This window comes from Pseudomonas sp. COR18, from assembly GCF_048568395.1.
Taxonomy (GTDB): domain Bacteria; phylum Pseudomonadota; class Gammaproteobacteria; order Pseudomonadales; family Pseudomonadaceae; genus Aquipseudomonas; species Aquipseudomonas fuscovaginae_B.
Genome location: NZ_CP183808.1, coordinates 2,408,053 through 2,426,789 on the forward strand (window position 1 = coordinate 2,408,053; position 18,737 = coordinate 2,426,789).

The window sequence follows — 18,737 nt, forward strand, 5'->3', positions numbered from 1 at the left end:
CGCGGATTGCCAATGATTTTCAGGCCGGTATTGCGCTGACACCGACCTGTTCCAACGCCCAGGCTAGCTCATGCAGTTGTTTCTGCTCGCTGTCCTTGAGTTGCTGCAACTGCTGACCGAGGGTCGGCGCACCGAAAACGCCGCGCAGGCCCTGGGCCGGATCGCCCAGGCTCTTGCTGCCCTGGCGCTCGAAGGCCTTGGCACCACCGTTGTCACCGCCCGACGACTCACGGTTGAACAGACCTGCCACGGTGCTGCTGCCGAACACCCCGCCATCGCCGCCGCCAAAGCCGAGGAAACCGTTGCCCGTGCCATTACCGCCGCTGTCGCTGGAGCTGAAGACCTGGGCGATGAAGCTCGGCGCCAATGCCCCGTTGTTGATGAAGATGCTGCCGGTGGGTGGCAGCCCGGCGCCCATGTCACGCTGCTCGAACAGCGGCGGGAAACCCAGGGGCGAACCGAGGTTGCCGCTGGGTGGTCCGAAGATGGTCGGTTGCAGTGGCTGGTTCGGCTGACTGATGACCGGACCGCTCGGGCCGCTGACACGGAATTGTGGATCGCCGCCCTGGGCCACCGTGTTGATCGCATAGTTGTTCGAGTTGGCGAAACCGACGCCGGCGTTACCGGCCAGGTCGGTCACCAGGCTGGTATCGAGGGTGATGAAGTTGCTCGGGTCGTTCAGGTTCGCCGTCGGCGTCAGGGTCGCGGTCCAGGTCTTGCCGCCATCGCTGCTGGCCAGGTTGGACAGCGTACCGCTGGCCACGCTGAGGTCGTCCAGGCTGAAGCCGGTGACCTTCTCGCTGAAGGTGAAGGTCACGGTGGTGCTCTGGCCGGCAGTCAGGTTCGGGTTGGCGACCACGATGGTCGCGGTCGGCCGGTCGCCGTCGATCACGTAGTTGTTGGAGATGGCGATATCGGCTCCGGCGTTGCCGGCGTTGTCATTGACCAGCGCGGTATCGAGCACGATCAGGTTGCTCGGGTCGGTGATCGCCGCGGTGGGCGTCAGGGTCGCGGTCCAGGTCTTGCCGCCGTCGCTGCTGGCCAGGTTGGACAGTACGCCGTTGGCCACGCTGAGATCGGCCAGGCTGAAACCGCTCACCACTTCGCTGAAGGCGATGGTCACGGTGGTGGTCTGGCCGATGCCCAGGTTGGGATTGGCCACGGTGATGGTCGCTGTTGGCCGTTGGGTGTCGATTGCGTAGTTGTTGGACGTGGTGGTGCCGCTGCCGGCGTTGCCCGACGCGTTCTGCACGCCGCTGTTGTCCAGGGTGATGACGTTGGTGGTGTCGGCGATGTTCACCGAAGGCGTGAAGGTGGCCGTCCAGGTCACGCCACCGTCGCTGCTGCTCACCGCGCTGAGGGTACCCTGCTCCACCGTCAGGTCGGCATTGGTGAAACCACTGACCGCCTCGCTGAAGGTGATGGTCACCTGCGAAGTGGAGCCGGCATTCAAGGTCGGGCTGGACACCACGATAGTCGCCGTCGGGCGCACGGTGTCGATGGTGAAGTTGGCCGAGTTGGTCACACCGACACCGGTGTTGCCGGCCAGGTCGGTATAGCCGGTGTTGTTCAGGGTAAGCACGTTGCTGGTGTCGCGAACATTGGCATTCGGGGTGAAGGTGCCGGTCCAGGTGAGGCCACCATCGCTGCTGGTGAGCGTGCTCAGGGTACCGTTGGGCACGCTCAGGTCGCTATTGTCGAGACCGGTCACCGCCTCGCTGAAGGTGATGGTCACGGTGGTGCTCTCGCCAGCCGACAGCGTTGCGTCGCCTATCACGATGGTCGCCGTCGGCCGCACGCTGTCCACTGCGTAGGCATTCGAGGCGGTGGCGCCTGAGCCTGCGTTACCGGCAACGTCTGTCACGCCGGTGTTATCCAGGCTGACATGGTTGTTGCTCGCGTTCACACCCGCTGCCGGGGTCAGGGTGGCGGTCCAGGTGATGTTGTCGCTGGTGCTCAGGTTGCTCAGGGTGCCGTTGGACGCCGTCAGGTCGGCCAGGGAGAAACCGGTGACCGCCTCGCTGAAGGTGATGGTCACCTGCGAACTGCCGCCAATGCCCAGCTGGTTGTCCGCCACGACGATGGTCGCGGTCGGCCGCTGGGTATCGATCACGTAGTTGTTGGACGTGGTCAGGCCCGTGCCGGCGTTACCCGAGGAGACCGCGTTGACGCCGCTGTTGTCCAGGGTGATGTGGTTGGCCGCGTTGCTGATGTTGCCGGCCGGGGTGAAGGTCGCCGTCCAGGTGATACCGCCGTCGGCGCTGCTCACCGCGCTCAGGGTACCGCCCACCACCGTCAGGTCGGCATTGGTGAAGCCGGACACCGCCTGGCTGAAGGTGATGGTCACCTGCGAGGTGTCGCCGATCTTCAGCGCCGGGTTGGCCACCACGATGGTCGCGGTGGGACGCACGGTGTCGATGGTGTAGTTCACCGAACTGGTAGTGCCGGTGCCGCTGTTGCCGGCGATATCGGTCACTCCGGTATTGGCCAGGGTGATGACGTTGGTCCCGCTGCTGGTATTGGCATTCGGGGTGAAGGTCGCGGTCCAGGTGATGCCGCCGTCGCTGCTGCTGAGGTTGCTCAGGGTACCGTTGCCGGCGTTCAGGTCGCCCAGGGTGAAGCCGGTCACCGCTTCGCTGAAGGTGATGGTCACCTGCGAGGTCTCACCGGCGCTCAGGGTCGGGTCCGACATGACGATGGTGGCGGTCGGGCGCTGGGTGTCGATCGCGTAGTTGTTCGACACGCTGGTGCCGGTTCCGGCGTTGCCGGCCGTATCGGTGTAGCCGGTGTTATCCAGGGTGATGACGTTGCTGGCGTTGGTGATGTTCCCGGTCGGGGTGAAGGTGGCGGTCCAGGTGATGCCGCCATCGCTGCTGCTCACCGCGCTGAGGCTGCCGCCCGACACCGTCAGGTCGCTGTTGGAGAAGTTGGTCACCGCCTCGCTGAAGGTGATGGTCACCTGCGCGGTCTGGCCGATGATCAGCGAGCTCTTGTCGATGGCCACGGTCGCGGTCGGCCGCACGCCATCGATGGCATAGTTGTTGGACGTGGTGGTGCCGCTGCCGGCGTTGCCCGCTCCGTCGACCACGCCGCTGTTGTCCAGGGTCACGTGGTTGCTCGCACTGTCGACACCCGCTGTCGGGGTGAAGGTGGCGGTCCAGGTGACGCCGCCGTCGCTGCTGGTCACCGTACTCAGGGTACCGTTGGTCACGGTCAGGTCATCGTTGGTGAAGCCGCTCACCGCTTCGCTGAAGGTGATGGTCACCTGCGACGTCTGGCCGATGCCGATGTTCGGGTTGGCGAACACGATGGTCGCGGTCGGCCGTTGGGTGTCGACCGAGTAGGTGTTGGAGTTGGTGGTGCCGGTACCGGCGTTGCCCACCAAGTCGGTGACCCCGGAGTTGGTCAGGGTGACCACATCGCCGCTGTGGGTGACACCGTTGGTCGGGGTCAGGGTCGCGGTCCAGGTGATGTTGTCGCTGGAGGTCAGGTTGCTCAGGGTGCCGTTGGACGCCGTCAGGTCGGCCAGGGAGAAACCGCTCACCGCCTCGCTGAAGGTGATGGTCACCAGGCTGCTGCCGCCGATGTTCAACGTATTGTTGCTGACCACGATCGTCGCGGTCGGCCGCTGGGTATCGACCGCGTAGAGGTTGGACAGGGCCACGCCGGCGCCGGTGTTGCCCGAGGCATCGGTATAGAGGCTGTTGTCCAGAAGGACGTAGTTGTTGTTGCTGGTATTGCCAGCGTTCGGCGTCAGGGTCGCGGTCCAGTGGATGTTGTCGCTGGTGCTCAGGTTGCTCAGGGTGCCATTGGTCGCCGTCATGTCGGCCAGGCTGAAACCGCTCACCGCCTCGCTGAAGGTGATGTTCACCGTCGACGTGTTGTTGGTGGTCAGCGTGGCGCTGGCAACCGTGATGGTCGCGGTTGGCCGTACGGTGTCGACCGAGTAGTTGTTGGACGTGGTGGTGCCGCTGCCCGCCGTACCGGTCGAGGCGCTGTTGACGCCGGTGTTGTCCAGTGTGATGACGTTGCTGGCACTGCTGACGCTTGAACTTGGCGTGAAGGTCGCGGTCCAGGTAGTGCCGCCATCACTGGAACTCACGGCGCTCAGGGTACCGTTGGAGACCGTCAGGTCGGCGTTGCTGAAGTTGGTCACCGCCTGGTTGAAGGTGATGGTCACCAGTGAGGTGCTACCGATGTGCTGGGTCGTGTTGCTGACCACGATGGTCGCGGTCGGTGCCGGGTTGTAGGCGGTGTTCAGGAAACCACCGTCGTTGTAGATACCGTCCACCGACGACGGACTGCTCGCCGCAACACCCCCAGGCCCATTGCCCCCGACACCGCTGGCCGCCTTGTTGTTACCGTTGCCCAGTGCGGTGAAGTTGGCTGCGGTGATCAGCAGGGTACCCCGGTTCCAGATCGCCCCGACGCCCTTGCCGCCTGCACCACCCGGATCCGAAGAAGCGCCTGCGCCACTGCCGCCGCCACCACCGCCGCCGCCACCGGCCGCGACGTTGTTGGAGATGACCGAGGTACCGACGATCGTCAGGGTGCCTGTAGTGCCGTTATAAATACCGCCGCTGGCTGCGCCACCGGCACGTCCGGTGCTGTCCCAGCCGGAACCGCCACCGCCGCCACCGATGGAAAGAGTGCCGTTGTTCGCTGTGCCACCACCGCCACCATTGCTGTAGCCGAAGGCGCCCTGGCCGCCGGCACCGCCGAGGTTGCTGCCGCCGCGGCCGCCCATGACGGAAGGATTGTAGCCACCGCCGTTGCCGCCGGTATTGGCCGTACCCGCCTTGCCAGCGTAGTAGCCCTGACCGTTGCCGGCATCACCGCCACGGCCACCGGCCTGCCCGCCAAGGGCACCGCCACCACCGCCGCCGCCGCCCACGGTGCCGCCCCTGACACCGCCACCACCACCACCGCCGGAAGCGGCGTTGGCGGTCACCGTGACGTTGTTGAGGGTCAGGTTGCCGAGGTTGACGATACCGCCGCCCATGGACGCGGAGGCGTCCGAACCGGCGTTGGCCCCCTGGCCGACGGCCAGGCCCTTGGTAATGACCAGCCCGTCGAGGGTCGCGGTGACCCCGGCATTGACCCGCAGCACCTGGGTCTTGTACTGCCCGCTCACGGTCACGTCGGCGGTGCCGTCGTTGTTCAGGTCGCCATCGACGGTGAGGTTCTTGGTGATGACCAGTTGCGAGTTCAGGTTGACCGTCATCGCGCTGTTGAACGTGACGATATCGCCGGCCACCGCATCGCTCAGCGCCTGGCGCAGGGAGCCGGCGCCCGTGTCATTGCTGTTGGTCACGGTGATGGTCGCCAGGCCGTACTGGTAGGCGGCCATGGCATCGGCCGAGAGCACGTTGTGGCTTTCGATGGTGCCGGTGGCGATTTCCAGGGTCCAGTCGCCGCCCAGGCCGGTGCGGTTGGTGGACGCGGCGATATCCCGCCCGGTGTACTGGGCCAGGGAGTCGACGAAACTGATGCCCTTGTCGCCGGCGGCGGTGTTGCAGGCGTAGATCAGGATGTCGCCGCCGACGTTCATGTCGCTGCCGATGCGCGCCAGCACGTCGGCCCGCGCCGCCACGTTGTCGGCCGACAGGTAGGTGTTGCCCAGCCACAGGTCTCCGGAGTTGCCGTGGGCGAGGATTTCCACGGTGCTGATGCCCTGGTGGGTGTCCAGGTAGTCGGCGATCTGCTGCAGGCCGTCCTTGCTGGCGTCGAGCACCACCACCTGGGTGCCGGGGGCGACGCCCTTGAGCAGGCTGTCGAAATCCTTCACCCGCGAATCGACGAACACCACCGACTGGCCGGGCACCGCTGTCGGCGTGGCGGCTGGAGTGGCGTCGGACTGCGCATGGGTGTCGCTGCTGGCCGCCGCGTGATCGCTGGTGGGCGCCTTGGCCGCGTCGGTGCTGGCGGTGGCGTGGTCGGTCGGCTGCGCGGCCTCGGCCACGGTCGCGGCCACGGCGCCGTCGAACAGCATGCGTGGTTCAAGCGGGATGATCATGGGTGAAGCCAGGGTTCTCACGCCTTCAGCCCGCGCTTTCGGTTTGCTCCACCACATGCTTCACCTGCACTTGAGCGTTCATGCGCCCAAAGAATTTTTCTGTTGAGATTAAAAAACCGCGATCAGTTGACCGCGGTGTTGGTTTTCATGCGAATCACATTCGCGGCGCTGGCCGTTCCATCGTTCCAGAACGACAGCTCTGCATATTTCTCGAACAGGTCCGGCGGCAGGATGGTGCGCCGTGACTCCAGCGCCACCTTCGGCTTGACCTTGTGCAGGCCGGCGACACCGAGGGCCTGGTCGAACTCGGGCGCGTCGTACGCCAGGTTGTCGAAATCGTGCTCGAACCAGGGCTCGCCAATGAAGTCGTAGACCAGCCGCAACACCCGCTCCGGCGCCTGGGACAGCAGGTCGTAGTCAACCAGCAGCAGGGAGTCGGCGTGTTCGCCGTAATAGGCTTCCTTCAGCGCGGTCCAGGCGTAGCCCACCAGGCGATTGCGCTGGGCCAGGGTTTCGCAGCGGCTGTAGACCGTGTTGCGCTCGACATCGTCAGTGAACAGCTTGGTGTTCTCGAAGGGGTTAGCGCGGTACAGCCGCTCCAGGCTGTCCATGACCCAGGCCACGTTACGCACGCAGACGATGACCTTGGAACGGGGAAACAGGTCCTGCAGCGCCGGCAGGCGCGCGGACCACTGCCGATTGGTATCGAAGATGACGGACTGGCTGGTCTTGTCGGCGTAGTAGGAGTCGAACAGCCCACGCAACAGGCGGCGGCGGGTGTCAGTGTCGATCACCGCGCCGAATTCGCTGCCGGCGCTGCAGTTTTCCAGCACGCCGTTGAACAACGTGCCAACCGGGCTGCTCATGCCGGCATGAAACCGCGGGTTCTGCAGGAGAATGGCGGACAGCAGGGTCGAGCCTGAGCGCGGCAAACCGGAGATAAAATGGAAACTGCGCAATCCCTTCACCCTAGACGTAAGTCCCTTTGTAGGACAAAGCCTAGCGTAAGGAAGTGTTTCAGACTAGTAGTGTTTTGATATCAATCATCCGTACCTTAAGCCGGAAAAGGCCCATGAACACGGGACTTCACCCGTTTCCACAGCTCTTGAGAATGTTCTGATTGAGCTATATCAAGCCTTTGGCGGTTAGTGTTCACTACATGAAGGATGGCAGGTCTCATATAAAACCGCCTGCGTATCGCCCCCCGCGTGCTGGTCGATTTTCCGCCAGCCGGTCGGAATCGACGGGAACTCATCCGGTGCAACCCGGCTCATCACCAGCCAGACCCGCCCATTGCCCGCCGGCAGATCCTCCAGGTGATCGAGATAAACCCCGGCCTTTTCGTCGATCAGCGTGCCGAATCCGTAGCGATTGGGCCGGGTTGATTCGCCCTTGGCGGTCGGCGGCGTATACAGCCGCGGCGCAGTGGCGCTTCTGTCGTAGTAGCCCCAGGTCAGGTACCAGAACATGTCGCCCAGCACCACCTGATCACCCGCCTGGTTGTGCTGGTTCATGTATTCGACCATGTGGTTGAACTGGTCGCCGGCATCCACTGTGTAGTTGTTCCTCAGCCCCACCCCTTCCGCAGCCAGCACCGCCAACAGCAACAGCCCGGCCAGGGCCTTGCGGCCTCGCGCGAGGCGGTCGATGGCCAGGGCCAGGAGGATCGGCAGGCCCAGCGCCGGCACCGTCAGGTAACGCTCGATGAAGACCGGTGAAATGAACGACACCGCGAACACCAGCAACAGCGGCAGGGCGCTGTAGATGACCAGCAGCGTTTCCAGGTGGAAGCGGCTGCGATCGCCGCAGACAATGAACACCATCACCAGCACCATGGCACTCGGCAAACTGGCGAACAACCACAGCGGCATGCCCACGCCATCGTCCTGGGCCAGCACCTGCCAGATCATCGACGGCAACGAGCCCAGGGTCACCGGGGGTTCCCAGCCGACATCACCGCCGGCCTTCAGCTCGTCCATGTGCAGGACGAGATCGATCAGGCCGGGCAACCAGGGCAGGAACAGCAGCACGATCGCCACGTTGGCCAGCCACCAGTCGCGGCAGGCGATGGGGCGTTGCCCACTCTCGGGATGGCGACGCAGCAACAGCAGCCAGCACCAGTGCGACAGCACGCACAGTGCGGTGAAGTAGTGGGTGTAGAAGCCGGCGGCCATCAACAGCACGTAGGCCACCAGGTAGCGCTTGCGCTGCGGGTTGTGCACCCAGTAGACCAGCGCCAGGGTCGCGCCCAGCAGCCACACGCCCATCAGCGAATACATGCGGATTTCCTGGCTGTAGCGCACCGCCGTGGGCAGCAGCGCCAGTAGCAGACCGGCCAGGATCGTCGCCCGACGACCGGCGGCGACCAGGTGCGCCAGCCAGATGCCCAGGAACACCACCACGACCCCGGGCAAGGCGCTGGCCAGGCGGATCGAGAAAATCGAGTCGCCGAACAGGCTGATCCAACCGCGCAACAGGGCGAAATACAAGGGCGGGTGAACATCACGGGCGGCATGAGTCCACAGCTCGGTCAGCGGGTATTGCGCCAGCAGCAGGCTGGAACCTTCGTCGCCCCAGATCGCCGCAGCTGTCAGCTGATAGAGGCGCAATGCCAGGGCCAGCGCCAGCAGCGGTACCAGCCAGGGTTCGCGAAGCAGTTGCACAAGGGGTTGCAGGGGTATGACAGGCTGATCGTAAAGCCGCTTTATCGTTTCATGACTACCGGGAACGCCCATTACCACCCTCAACAAGTCAACGACTGCCTCCCCGGGAGGCATGACGCGGTGAATTGTAGGCTAGAACGACATCGGCTTGCCCAGCTGTTCCATTCGCGACTTTTGTCCGACAAAAAAAACCTAAACGTCAAAGACAAAGGCTACTCTGTCACCCGGTGCACTACAGACTCGGGATAGCCGGGCGCAGCACCTCACTCAACACAGCTGAAGGAAATGGATCCATGGAAGTTTTTGTCGGTACTATCCAGATGTTCGGATTCAACTACGCCCCTCGGGGCTGGGCACTCTGCGCCGGGCAGTTGATGAACCTTTCGCAGCAACAGGTGCTGTTCGCCCTGATCGGCACCTACTACGGAGGCAACGGCACCACCAACTTTGCCCTCCCCAACCTGCAGAGCCGCCTGCCCGTCGGCCAGGGCACCGGACCCGGCTTGTCCTCGCGCACCATCGGCCAGAGCGCTGGCACCGAGAACGTCACCCTGCTGAGCACCAACGTGCCAGCCCAGCAGATCTCCACCGCCGGGCTGACCGTCACCACCACCATCGGCCTGGCGAGCGCACCCAGCAATGCGGTCACCGCACCAACGGCGACCAACTGCTACATCGGCGCCTCCGCACCGTCGGGCCCACCCTCGGCCGGCATCTTCTCCGACCAGTTGGGAACGGCCGTTCCGCTCAAGGGCGTGGGCAGCACCATCGGCGGCACGTTGAACACCGTCGGTGGCAGCCAACCGGTCAGCCTGCTCAACCCGTACCTGGCGGTGAACTTCAGCATCGCCCTGGAAGGGCTCTACCCTTCGCGCAACTGATAGAGCCCGTGGGAGCCGGCTGCCCGGCTCCCACACAAACGGAGAGCATCAATGCTGCAACATGTTTCAAGCGAACACTTCCAGCCCCTGGTGGATCAGTCCTGCCCGCTCTACCTGCCCGACGGCAGCCCGTTACAAGTCCGGATCGAGTCCATAGCGCTGCGCTCGCAGGCACAGTTGCCGGAAATGACACGTACGCCGTTCATCGTCCAGTTGCACAGCCTGCAACCGACGGATTTCGTCGATGGCCTGTGCAGCCTGGAGTTGCCAGGCCTGGGGCGGCTGGAGGAGGTGTTCGTGTCACGGGAACCGGCGTTGGGCCGTGATCCGGCCCTGGGCTACTTCAACATCGTCTTCAACTGAAACCCGGATACCACACCAGCCGCTCGGCCCCCGGTGTGCTCTCTTCGACCTGGAACCCCAGCGCCAGGTAATGCTGGCGCGCCTGGGGATTGCTCGCCCAGACCGTCGTCGCGACCGGGCAGCGCACCTGGGTGGCGGCCTTCTGCACGTCCTGCAGCACCATCCGACCGAAACCCTTGCCCCGTGCCGCCGGAATGAACGCCAGGTACAGGACGCGGATTTCATTGGGCCCGAAGTCGGCGCTGAGCACGCCGATGGGCGTATCGAGCTTCTCCACCACATAGTGCAGGGCATTGGGGAAATGCTCGCCGATACCCTGTTCCTGAACCTGGAACTGCTGGGCGATCACCTGCTCGATCAACTCCGGCTCGGCATCGATCAACTGCAATTCCGGACGGGCCGACTGGTAGAGACTCTGCAGAAAGGGCGCATCGGTGGGCCGCGCGGGCCGCATGGACAAACCGGCAGCCGACGAACTGTTCAACATCGGAATATTTCCCTGAACCTGGTTAATGGTCAAAAACCGCTTTCACGCACGCCCAGCGCCGCCATCCGGCGCCAGGCGATGCCCAGCAGCGACTCGCTGCGTCCCTGCAACACCGCCACGCCGCGCAGCGGATGACTGGGTGTCGGCACTTCTTCGAGCAGCTTCAGCCGCGCGCCATACTGCGCCTGCACCGGCTCCGGCCGGCGGTTCTCGTCACGGCGCACGGCAATCGGCCCGTGGTGGTCGGACGTCAGCGCCTCCTGGTCGATGACGGATACACCGTTGGCATCGACATCCAGCAGCTCCACCGGCCAGGCCGGGCGCATCGGGTCATCGGCGACGAAACGACCGCTCGCACCGGGCGCGACCCGCCACAGGTCCTCCTCGGCCAGATAGCCGCGCAGGCGCGTGCCGTCCTCGACGATCCGCGCCAGCGGGTCACGGGTCGAAACCCAGCGTCCGGCACGCAATTGCGGCATCAGGTCACGCACCTGGCCGGCCTGGGGCGCCCGCAACAGCAGGCGTTCACGCCGGGCCTGCAGGCCACGGTACTCGGCCACCGATTCGGCCAGCCGCTGTTCGAGAATGCCGACATCCGCCGCGGTTTCGCTGCGACCGGCCTGGCGCCGCAGCTGCAATTGCAGGATATCGATCTCGCGCCGGACGATGATCGAGCGCGATTCGATATCCGGCGACTCCAGTTCCACCAGCACTGCGCCCTGCTCGACCCGCTGGCCATCCTCCACATTGACCTGGCGGACCCGCGCCGCCACCGGCGCATGCAACGCCGTGACCCGCCCGGCCTCGAGCATCGCCGGCACTTCCACGCTGCTGCGCCAGGGCACCGCCACCAGCAACAGCAGGCCCAGCAGGCCCAGGCCGCTGAGCAGCACCCGCGGGGTGTGCGCCTGTTCGCGGCGTGCCCACCATTCGCGGGTCTCCTTGAAGATCGGCAGGAAGATGAACCAGCCCAGCTCCACCAGCATCAGGAAGATACCCAGCAGCTTGAAGAACAGGTGATAGACCGCCAGGGCGATCCCGAAAAACAGCGCCGCCCGCCACAGCCAGGACATGAAGCCCCAGCCCAGCAGCCGCCGGCGCATGCTGGCCGACCAGGGCTCGGGGGCCGGCTCGCCGTAGCCGAACAGCGCCTCGCGCAAGCGCCAGCGACACAGGGCGAAGGCCCGGCCCTGGAGGTTGTCGACCTCCCAGAAATCGCTGAGCAGAAAATAGCCATCGAAGCGCATGAACGGGTTGAGGTTGACCGCCAGGGTCGTCAGCCAGGTGGCACTGGCGAGCATGAACGCCGCCGTGCGCGCCGCGCCGTCCGGCAGCAGCGACCAGGCCAGCAGGGCGATGCAGGCCAGCAGCATTTCCGCCAGCACCCCACCGGCGCCGATCAGCAGCCGTGCCTTGCGGTCGTTGACCCGCCAGGCATCGCTGACGTCGGTATAGAACAGCGGCAGCAGCACCATGAACGCCACGCCCATGCTCTGCACCCGGCAGCCGGCGCGCTTGGCCATGAAGGCATGGCCGAATTCGTGACAGAGCTTGGCGAAGAACAGCGCCACGCCAAAGGCCATCGCCCCGCCCAGGCTGAACAGGTGGGGAAAGGTCGCGAGAAAGCGCTCCCAGTCCCGCGAGACCAGGAACACCCCGAGGCCCAGGGTCAGCGGCAGGCCGTAGCGCAGCAACCGCGGGCCGAACCGCGCCAGCCATGGCCAGGCGCGGTTGAGAAAGGCATCCGGACGCCACAGCGGAATACGGAAGAACAGGTACTGGTGCAGCGCCATCTGCCACAGGCTCTGGCGCGAGGCGGCGGCCTTCCAGGCGTAGCTGGCGCGCTGTTGCGGATCGAGTGCGGCGATCAGGTCGTGGCTGCGCAGGAAGACCAGCATCTGTTCCAGTTCCGGCTCGCCCAACGGCAGACCCGGTTCATCGTTCGCCGCCTGCAGCACCCGCGCCGGGTCACCCAGCGACCAGTGCCGCAGCAGTCGAATGGCCTGGGCGCCCAGCTTGAAATAGCGCCCGCGCACCGGATCGGCCAGGGTCCAGCGTGGCGAGCCGTCGAGGGCCGCCGAGGCGGGTGTGAGTTGCAGGTCCGCGCGCAGGCTGGGCAGGTTCATTACAGGCCGACGCTCTGGCGCAGCCCGGCCAGCGGCCGGCGCAGCAGGTACAGGGCCAGCGGTGCGCGCTGGCCGAAGATTTTCGCGGTGCCGCGCAGGCCGATACGCGGTGGCGGCGAGTCGCTGAAGCCGGCGTCCAGGCGATAGGCCAACTGGCCGGCCGGCGTGGTCTGCGCCTCATAGGCCACCCGCTCGAGCCTGGCCGAATGGCGCTGCAGCGGATCGCTGTCGAGGAACAGCGCCACTTCAGCGTTCGGTTCGAGGGCGATGGCGTCACCCACCGCCAGCTCGATGCGCAGTTCGGCCTGGCTCGGGTCGGCCAGCTCCATCAGGCGCTCACCGGTCTGCACCGGCTTGCCGGTCCAACGCTCGGCATCGGCGAATACCGCGATGCCGTCGCGCTCGGCGCGCACCTCGCTGCGCTTGAGCAGTTCGGCGGCGTAGTCACGCTCGGCGCGCTTCTGCTCGACCCGGGCCGCCAGCAGGTCGAGTTTCGCACTCGATTCGGCATCGGCGAAGGCCCGCTGGGCGTTGGCCTTCAATTCGGCCTCGGCCACCCCGAGTGCCCGCTGGGCCACATCGGCCTGGGCCTTGAGGGTGGTGCTTTCGAAACGGACCAGCAAATCGCCGGTCTTCACCGTCTGGTTGGGCTTGACCAGGAACTCGGCGACCACCCCGTCCAGCGGCGCCGCCACCACCCGCCCGGCCAGCGGCACAACCTCGGCCGGCGCCAGTACCGACTGGCGCACCGGAATCAGCAGGCTCAGCAGCGCCAGGGCCAGCAGCAGCACCTGGCGCTTGCGGGTCAGGCGCAGCCGCCATGGCCGACGCGGCTGCAGGGCCAGCCAGGCATGGCTGTAGGTGTCGCCCAGTTGTGCCAGCAACACCTGTTCGGAAGGACTCCAGGGATTGTCGCGGGCCAGCCAGAGGCCGCCGAACACCTCGCCCTTGTGGTCCAGCAGCGGCAGCCAGAACACCTGCGACGCCGACAGGCTCTGCCAGTCTTCGACCACCGACGCACTGAAAGCCTCCATCGGTACCACGGTGGCGGGCTTGGCCCGTTCCAGCTTGAACAGTTGCGCCACGGCGTGTTCGACGAAGGCTACGAACGGCGCATTCGGCTCCACCGCGCTGACCCCGGTCACCGCGCGCACCTTGCCGGCGATCAGCAGCGCGGCATGGCGAAAGCCGAACAGCGCCTGGCCGTCATTGACCAGGCTGTAGGCCAACTGCTCGGTGGTGCGGGCGGCCCGGGTCAGCCGCTCCAGGTCGAGGAACTGGGCAAAGACCCGCTCCACCGCTCCCGCCACCGGTGCGTTCATTTCAGCTCCGCGAAATGCGCCGTGCCGCTCATGCCCGCCAGCAGGCCTTCGGCCTTGGGCAGGCTGGCCACCAGCAGCAGGGTCTGGCTGCCTTCGTCGATCCGCGCGCCGAGGCGCTTGATGGTGGCGGTCAGCGGCTGGCCGGTTTCATCCGGGACGAAGCTGAAGGTCTGTCCGGGCTTGAGCTTGCCCATCCAGCGCGACGGCACCAGCAGGTGGATTTCCAGGGTACGGTTGTCGACGATCTCCAGCATCGGCGAGCCGACCGAGACACTTTCGTAGCGCTGGACCTTGCGCTGCACGATCTGGCCGTCATAGGGCGCGATCACGCTGCAACGCTTGACCTGAACCTGATAGACCTGGGCCTGGGCCTGGGTTTCGGCGACCTTGGCCTCGGCCCGGGCCACCTCGAAACGACCGACCGAATTGAGCGAGGCGAGCTGGCGGTTGTGGGCCAGTTCCTCGTTGGCACCGCGGCCGGCGGCCTGGGCCGCATTGAGCTGGGCCTGGTAGGCCGAGCAGTCGAAACGCGCCAGGGTATCGCCCTGCTTGAAGGCTTCGCCTTCGCTGAACGGCAGCTCGACGATGCGCCCGGACAACTCGCTGGCGAGCATTGCCTGGTCCCGCGCGCGCAACACGCCACGGGCCTCGCTGGCGGCGGTCGCATGGGCCGCCGGTGCGGCCGTGTCCAACAGCGGGTCGGTCTCGGCAGCCTGGGCCTGAGCCACGTACGCCACACAGGACAACCCGAAAACCACACCCCAAAAACGCTGCATAACAGTGACTCCTTGTCGGACAATCGCGAGTCTACGGTAGCCAGGGTGAGCGTCAAGCAAATTGCCAGTATGGAGCCCCGGTTCACCGATGTGCGGCAGGTCACAGCCTGCGTTGCCTGGCCCCGTACAAGCATAGGTGTACATCCCGGGCTTCGGTATGATGAGCACCCTCCCGGCCTCGGCGCCGCACGTTTACGGATTAAGGACAATTCATGCGTATCGCTCTTCTGACATCCCTGGCGCTGGGCGTCGCCTTCTCGTCCCAGGCCCAGGCGAGCTCCGATGATTTCTGCTATCCACGCTGGTCGATGATGCAGTACGGCCTGGACCGTTGCAGCAACCTGGCCTTCCTCGCCCCCGGTAACGACAGCCGGGTCAACCTGCGCCTGCTGCTGGCGGACCAGGGCAAGCTGCCGCTGGCACCCAACGAACTGAGCGAAGACGACCTCGCCGAAGGCTACGGCCCGGTGCCGTTCGCCAACACCCGGCTGCAATCGAGTGTGCCGGACGCCAGCGGCGAGGTGAGCAACGCCGAAAGCGTCGAGCTGGACGAGACCCTGGAAAAGCTCGGCATCAAGCGCGGCGAAGAGGCACCGGCCGGCGACGCCTTCCTTTCCGGCGAAGGCAGCCGCTGCCGCAGCAACTCGGAGGAAAGCACCAGCGCCTTCATCGAGGCCCTGCTCGGCACTGGCGAGCTGTCCGAAACCGAACGTCAGGCCCTGGCCCGCTCGCGGGTCCAGATGCTCACCGCCTGCAACTGGGACCCGGCACAGCAGGCGGCGTTGCTGCCCACCGATGTGCAGTCCGCGCCAGGCCAGGCGTTCGTCGCCTACCTGCGGGCCGCCAGCGACTTCTACAGCGGCCGGTTCAGCGAGGCCGCCAGCGGTTTCGCCAGCCTGGCGCAGAACAGCCAGCCCTGGCTGAAGGAAACCGCGCACTACATGCAGGCGCGTACCGCCCTGAACATCGCCCAGCAGAACAGCTTCGATGCCGAGGGCATGCCGACCGACAAGGAGGCCGACCCGGCGCAGTTGAAACAGGCCGAGGACGGCTTCAATGCCTACCTCAAGGCTTATCCACAGGGCGTCTACGCCACTTCCGCCCGCGGCCTGTTGCGCCGGGTCTACTGGCTGGCGGGTGACAGCGACAAGCAGGCGGCCGAATACCTCTGGCAATTCAGCCTGCCCGAAGACGCCCCGCGCAACGTTTCCTCGGACAGCCTGGTGCAGGAAATCGACAGCAAGCTGGTGTTCGGCGTCGGCGAAATCAAGGACCCGCTGTTCCAGGCCGTCAACGACCTGATGGCGATGCGCACGACGGGCGACTACGAAACCAGGAAACAGCTGACACTGGAAACCCTGCAGGCCCACAAATCGATCTTCGCGGCCCAGCCGGCGCTGCATGACTACCTGCTGGCGGTGTTCCACCTGTATGTCGAGAAAAACCCGGAAGCGGCGCTCAAGAGTCTGCCCGGCGAGATCCCGTCGAAACTCGACTACTTCGCCTTCAGCCAGCAGGTGCTGCGCGGTCTGGCGCTGGAGGCCAGGCAGGACTGGCCGGCGGCCGAGACCCTCTGGCTGCAATTGCTGGCCCAGGCGAAGCAGCCGTTGCAACGTGAACAACTGGAACTGGCGCTGGCCAACCACTACGAGCGCAGCCAGCAGGTGGCCAAGGTGTTCGCCGCCGACTCGCCGATCAAGACCGCCCAGGTGCGCGCCATCCTGCTGCGCCACGTGGCCGATGCCGAACTGCTGCGCCAGCAGGTCAAGCAGGGCGCGGATGCCAGCGAACGCGACAGCGCGCTGTTCGTGCTGCTGTACAAGGACCTGCGCCTGGGTCACTACCAGGACTTCAGCGAAGACCTGAAGCAACTGCCCGCCGAACCGGCCGACACCAAGCTGGGCAGCAGCCTGGGCTACGTCTACAGCGGTGGCCAGTCGCTGAAGCTGTTCCGCTGGAATGGCGCCAAGGCCGAATCCGGCTACGTTTGCCCGACCATCGCCGAGACCGTTGCCAGCCTGCAGGCCGATGCCAAGGCACCGGCGGCGCTGAACTGCCTGGGCGAATTCATCCTGCGCAACGGCCTGGACGGCATGCCGCTGGACAGCCAGCGCAACAAGGACGAACTGGGCGGCACCCCATCGCTGTTCAAGGGCCCGCTGTACTCGCGCCTCGACGGCTACCAACTGGTCCTGGCCGACGCCAAGGCCTCGCGCACGGACAAGGCCTACGCGCTGTTCCGGGCCATCAACTGCTACGCCCCGGCCGGCTACAACAGCTGCGGCGGCAAGGAGGTCGAGCCGGCACAACGCAAGGCCTGGTTCAAGCAGTTGAAGGGCAGCTACGCCGACACCCAGTGGGGCAAGTCGCTGCAGTACTACTGGTAAGTGTCGATGGGCCGTGGGTGCTGGCTGCTGCTGGCCGCCTGGCTGAGTGCCGGCCAGGCGCTGGCGGCGGTCGATGCGCGTGAGCATGATGCGTTCTGGCTGTGGAGCGGGGTCGCGCCACAGCCGGTGCTGGCCCAGGCGCGCAGCCTGTACGTGCTGCAAGGGCAGATCAGCCGGTCACGCCAACAGGGTGTCCGTTTCATCGCCCAGGGCATCGCGATTCCGCGCCTGACCCGGGGCGAGGTCTGGGTGGTCTATCGCGCCCACACCCTGCGCTGGCCGGAATCGGTCTATCGCCAGTTGCTCGGCCAGGTGAAACGCTGGCAGCAGGCGGGCAACCCGGTGGTGGGCATCCAGATCGACTTCGATGCCCGCACCCGCTACCTCGACGAGTACGCCGACTTCCTGCGCGACCTGCGCAAGCGGCTGCCGACTGACTTGCGCCTGAGCATCACCGGGCTGATGGACTGGAGCAGCAACGCCGACCCGACGGCCATCGGCCAGTTGCGGGGAGTGGTGGATGAAGTGGTGGTACAGACCTACCAGGGCCGCCGCAGCATTCCCGACTATGCCGCATACCTGCCGCGAATGAACCGGCTGGGGTTGCCGTTCAAGGTCGGCCTGATCCAGGGTGGGGAGTGGCAGGAGCCCTCGTATCTCAAGGACAGCGAGTGGTTTCGCGGGTATGTGGTGTTTTTGCAGAACCCTTGAGTCAGGCGGTGCCTGGGCCTATGTCTTCGCGGGCAAGCCCGGCTCCTACAGGGCCGCGTCGAACACAGAGGTTATGTACCACATGATTCTGTAGGAGCCGGGCTTGCCCGCGAAGGTGTCAGATCGAACCACACCGCTTAGCGCTGCATGCCCCAGCGCTTCACCGTCACCCGCTCCAGGCTGTCGAACACCAGGTTCTCCACCAGCAGGCCGATCAGGATCACCACCGCCAACCCGGCGAACACCTTGTCGGTGTACAGCTCGTTGCGGTTCTGGAAGATATACCAGCCCAGCCCGCCCTTGCCGCTGGTGGCACCGAACACCAGTTCCGCCGCGATCAGGGTGCGCCAGGCGAATGCCCAGCCGATCTTCAACCCGGCGAGGATCGACGGCAGCGCCGCCGGGATCAGGATGAACAGCACGAAGCGCAGGCCCCTGAGGCCATAGTTGCGCCCGGCCATGCGCAGGGTCTCCGACACGCCGAGAAAGCCGGCGTAGGTATTGAGCGCCAGCGCCCAGAGCACCGAGTGCACCAGCACGAAGATCAGGCTGTTCTGCCCCAACCCGAACCACAGCAGCGCCAGCGGCAACAGGGCGATGGCCGGCAGCGGGTTGAACATCGAGGTCAGGGTGCCGAGCAGGTCGCGGCCGAAGCGGCTCGACACCGCCAGGGTGGTCAGGCCGAACGCCAGCACCACGCCCAGCACATAGCCCTTGAGCAGCACCTGTAGGGAAATCCATACCTTGCCCAGCAGCTCGCCACTGAGCAGGCCGTCGTACAGGGCACTGGCGGTCTGCAGGAAGGTTGGCAGGAGCAGGTCGTTGTCCTGGTAACGCGCCACCGCCTCCCAGAGTACCGCCAGCAGCACCAGGATCAGGCTCTTGCGCAGCCAGCCCTGTTGCCACAGCCGTTGCGCAAGCGACAGTTCGCGCTCCAGCGGCACTTCGAGCAGCGGCTCCAGGATGACTTCATATTCTTCACGCACGGGGGATGAAAGACTCATC

At 65.6% G+C, this 18,737-nt stretch carries 12 protein-coding genes; 4 read left to right on the forward strand and 8 right to left on the reverse strand.

Translation table 11 applies throughout. The features are described 5' to 3' along the window. Positions 1–19 precede the first annotated feature (19 nt). From ACM62G_RS11065 to ACM62G_RS11075, 3 genes are all read right to left on the reverse strand, one after another. The gene (locus ACM62G_RS11065) at positions 20–6,016 is read right to left on the reverse strand and encodes an Ig-like domain-containing protein (protein WP_419737161.1); all 5,997 of its coding nucleotides are present in this window, start codon (positions 6,014–6,016) and stop codon (positions 20–22) included. A 122-nt stretch (positions 6,017–6,138) separates the two neighbouring features. Next, entirely contained in the window at positions 6,139–6,984 is an 846-nt protein-coding gene (locus ACM62G_RS11070) for a sulfotransferase family protein (protein ID WP_192842830.1), read from the reverse strand. Positions 6,985–7,161: 177 nt separating this feature from the next. Next, entirely contained in the window at positions 7,162–8,751 is a 1,590-nt protein-coding gene (locus tag ACM62G_RS11075; RefSeq protein WP_419737162.1) for a glycosyltransferase family 39 protein, read from the reverse strand. A gap of 221 nt (positions 8,752–8,972) precedes the next feature. Between ACM62G_RS11075 and ACM62G_RS11080 the strand changes: the two genes are divergently transcribed. Further along, entirely contained in the window at positions 8,973–9,560 is a 588-nt protein-coding gene (locus ACM62G_RS11080; protein ID WP_054061355.1) for a phage tail protein, read from the forward strand. A 51-nt stretch (positions 9,561–9,611) separates the two neighbouring features. Then, positions 9,612–9,923 (forward strand): DUF6916 family protein, encoded by a 312-nt coding sequence (locus tag ACM62G_RS11085; protein ID WP_054061356.1) that lies wholly within the window; start codon positions 9,612–9,614, stop codon positions 9,921–9,923. Here ACM62G_RS11085 and ACM62G_RS11090 read toward each other — a convergent pair. From ACM62G_RS11090 to ACM62G_RS11105, 4 genes are read right to left on the reverse strand one after another with little or no spacing between them, the layout of a single operon-like run. Then, positions 9,916–10,410 (reverse strand): GNAT family N-acetyltransferase, encoded by a 495-nt coding sequence (locus tag ACM62G_RS11090; RefSeq protein ID WP_054061357.1) that lies wholly within the window; start codon positions 10,408–10,410, stop codon positions 9,916–9,918. The two genes, ACM62G_RS11085 and ACM62G_RS11090, sit on opposite strands and share 8 nt — an antisense overlap. A 29-nt stretch (positions 10,411–10,439) precedes the next feature. Next, positions 10,440–12,536, reverse strand: coding sequence for an HlyD family efflux transporter periplasmic adaptor subunit (locus ACM62G_RS11095; protein WP_419737163.1), 2,097 nt, complete (start codon positions 12,534–12,536; stop codon positions 10,440–10,442). Continuing rightward, positions 12,536–13,858 (reverse strand): efflux RND transporter periplasmic adaptor subunit, encoded by a 1,323-nt coding sequence (locus ACM62G_RS11100; RefSeq protein WP_273825305.1) that lies wholly within the window; start codon positions 13,856–13,858, stop codon positions 12,536–12,538. The genes ACM62G_RS11095 and ACM62G_RS11100 overlap by 1 nt, the downstream gene beginning before the upstream one ends. Further along, positions 13,855–14,634 (reverse strand): efflux RND transporter periplasmic adaptor subunit, encoded by a 780-nt coding sequence (locus ACM62G_RS11105; protein ID WP_054061285.1) that lies wholly within the window; start codon positions 14,632–14,634, stop codon positions 13,855–13,857. Before ACM62G_RS11105 ends, ACM62G_RS11100 begins: the two co-directional genes overlap by 4 nt. Before the next feature lie 212 nt (positions 14,635–14,846). Here ACM62G_RS11105 and ACM62G_RS11110 point away from each other — a divergent pair, with 212 nt between their 5' ends. Continuing rightward, positions 14,847–17,021, forward strand: coding sequence for an outer membrane assembly lipoprotein YfiO (locus ACM62G_RS11110; protein WP_419737164.1), 2,175 nt, complete (start codon positions 14,847–14,849; stop codon positions 17,019–17,021). Between the two features lie 6 nt (positions 17,022–17,027). After that, positions 17,028–17,732 (forward strand): DUF3142 domain-containing protein, encoded by a 705-nt coding sequence (locus tag ACM62G_RS11115; protein WP_419737165.1) that lies wholly within the window; start codon positions 17,028–17,030, stop codon positions 17,730–17,732. 137 nt (positions 17,733–17,869) lie between these two features. Here the strand turns inward: ACM62G_RS11115 and ACM62G_RS11120 are convergent, their stop codons facing one another. Continuing rightward, positions 17,870–18,736: an ABC transporter permease gene (locus ACM62G_RS11120; protein ID WP_054061288.1), complete on the reverse strand. Its 867-nt coding sequence runs from the start codon at positions 18,734–18,736 to the stop codon at positions 17,870–17,872. Position 18,737: the final 1 nt, after the last annotated feature.

Bases quoted from the DNA above. Each gene is read 5' to 3' on its own strand.
- ACM62G_RS11065 (WP_419737161.1), bottom strand. From the start codon at position 6,016: ATGATCATCCCGCTTGAACCACGCATGCTGTTCGACGGCGCCGTGGCC.
- ACM62G_RS11075 (WP_419737162.1), bottom strand. From the start codon at position 8,751: ATGGGCGTTCCCGGTAGTCATGAAACGATAAAGCGGCTTTACGATCAG.
- ACM62G_RS11080 (WP_054061355.1), top strand. From the start codon at position 8,973: ATGGAAGTTTTTGTCGGTACTATCCAGATGTTCGGATTCAACTACGCC.
- ACM62G_RS11085 (WP_054061356.1), top strand. From the start codon at position 9,612: ATGCTGCAACATGTTTCAAGCGAACACTTCCAGCCCCTGGTGGATCAG.
- ACM62G_RS11090 (WP_054061357.1), bottom strand. From the start codon at position 10,410: ATGTTGAACAGTTCGTCGGCTGCCGGTTTGTCCATGCGGCCCGCGCGG.
- ACM62G_RS11095 (WP_419737163.1), bottom strand. From the start codon at position 12,536: ATGAACCTGCCCAGCCTGCGCGCGGACCTGCAACTCACACCCGCCTCG.
- ACM62G_RS11100 (WP_273825305.1), bottom strand. From the start codon at position 13,858: ATGAACGCACCGGTGGCGGGAGCGGTGGAGCGGGTCTTTGCCCAGTTC.
- ACM62G_RS11105 (WP_054061285.1), bottom strand. From the start codon at position 14,634: ATGCAGCGTTTTTGGGGTGTGGTTTTCGGGTTGTCCTGTGTGGCGTAC.
- ACM62G_RS11110 (WP_419737164.1), top strand. From the start codon at position 14,847: ATGCGTATCGCTCTTCTGACATCCCTGGCGCTGGGCGTCGCCTTCTCG.
- ACM62G_RS11115 (WP_419737165.1), top strand. From the start codon at position 17,028: ATGGGCCGTGGGTGCTGGCTGCTGCTGGCCGCCTGGCTGAGTGCCGGC.
- ACM62G_RS11120 (WP_054061288.1), bottom strand. From the start codon at position 18,736: ATGAGTCTTTCATCCCCCGTGCGTGAAGAATATGAAGTCATCCTGGAG.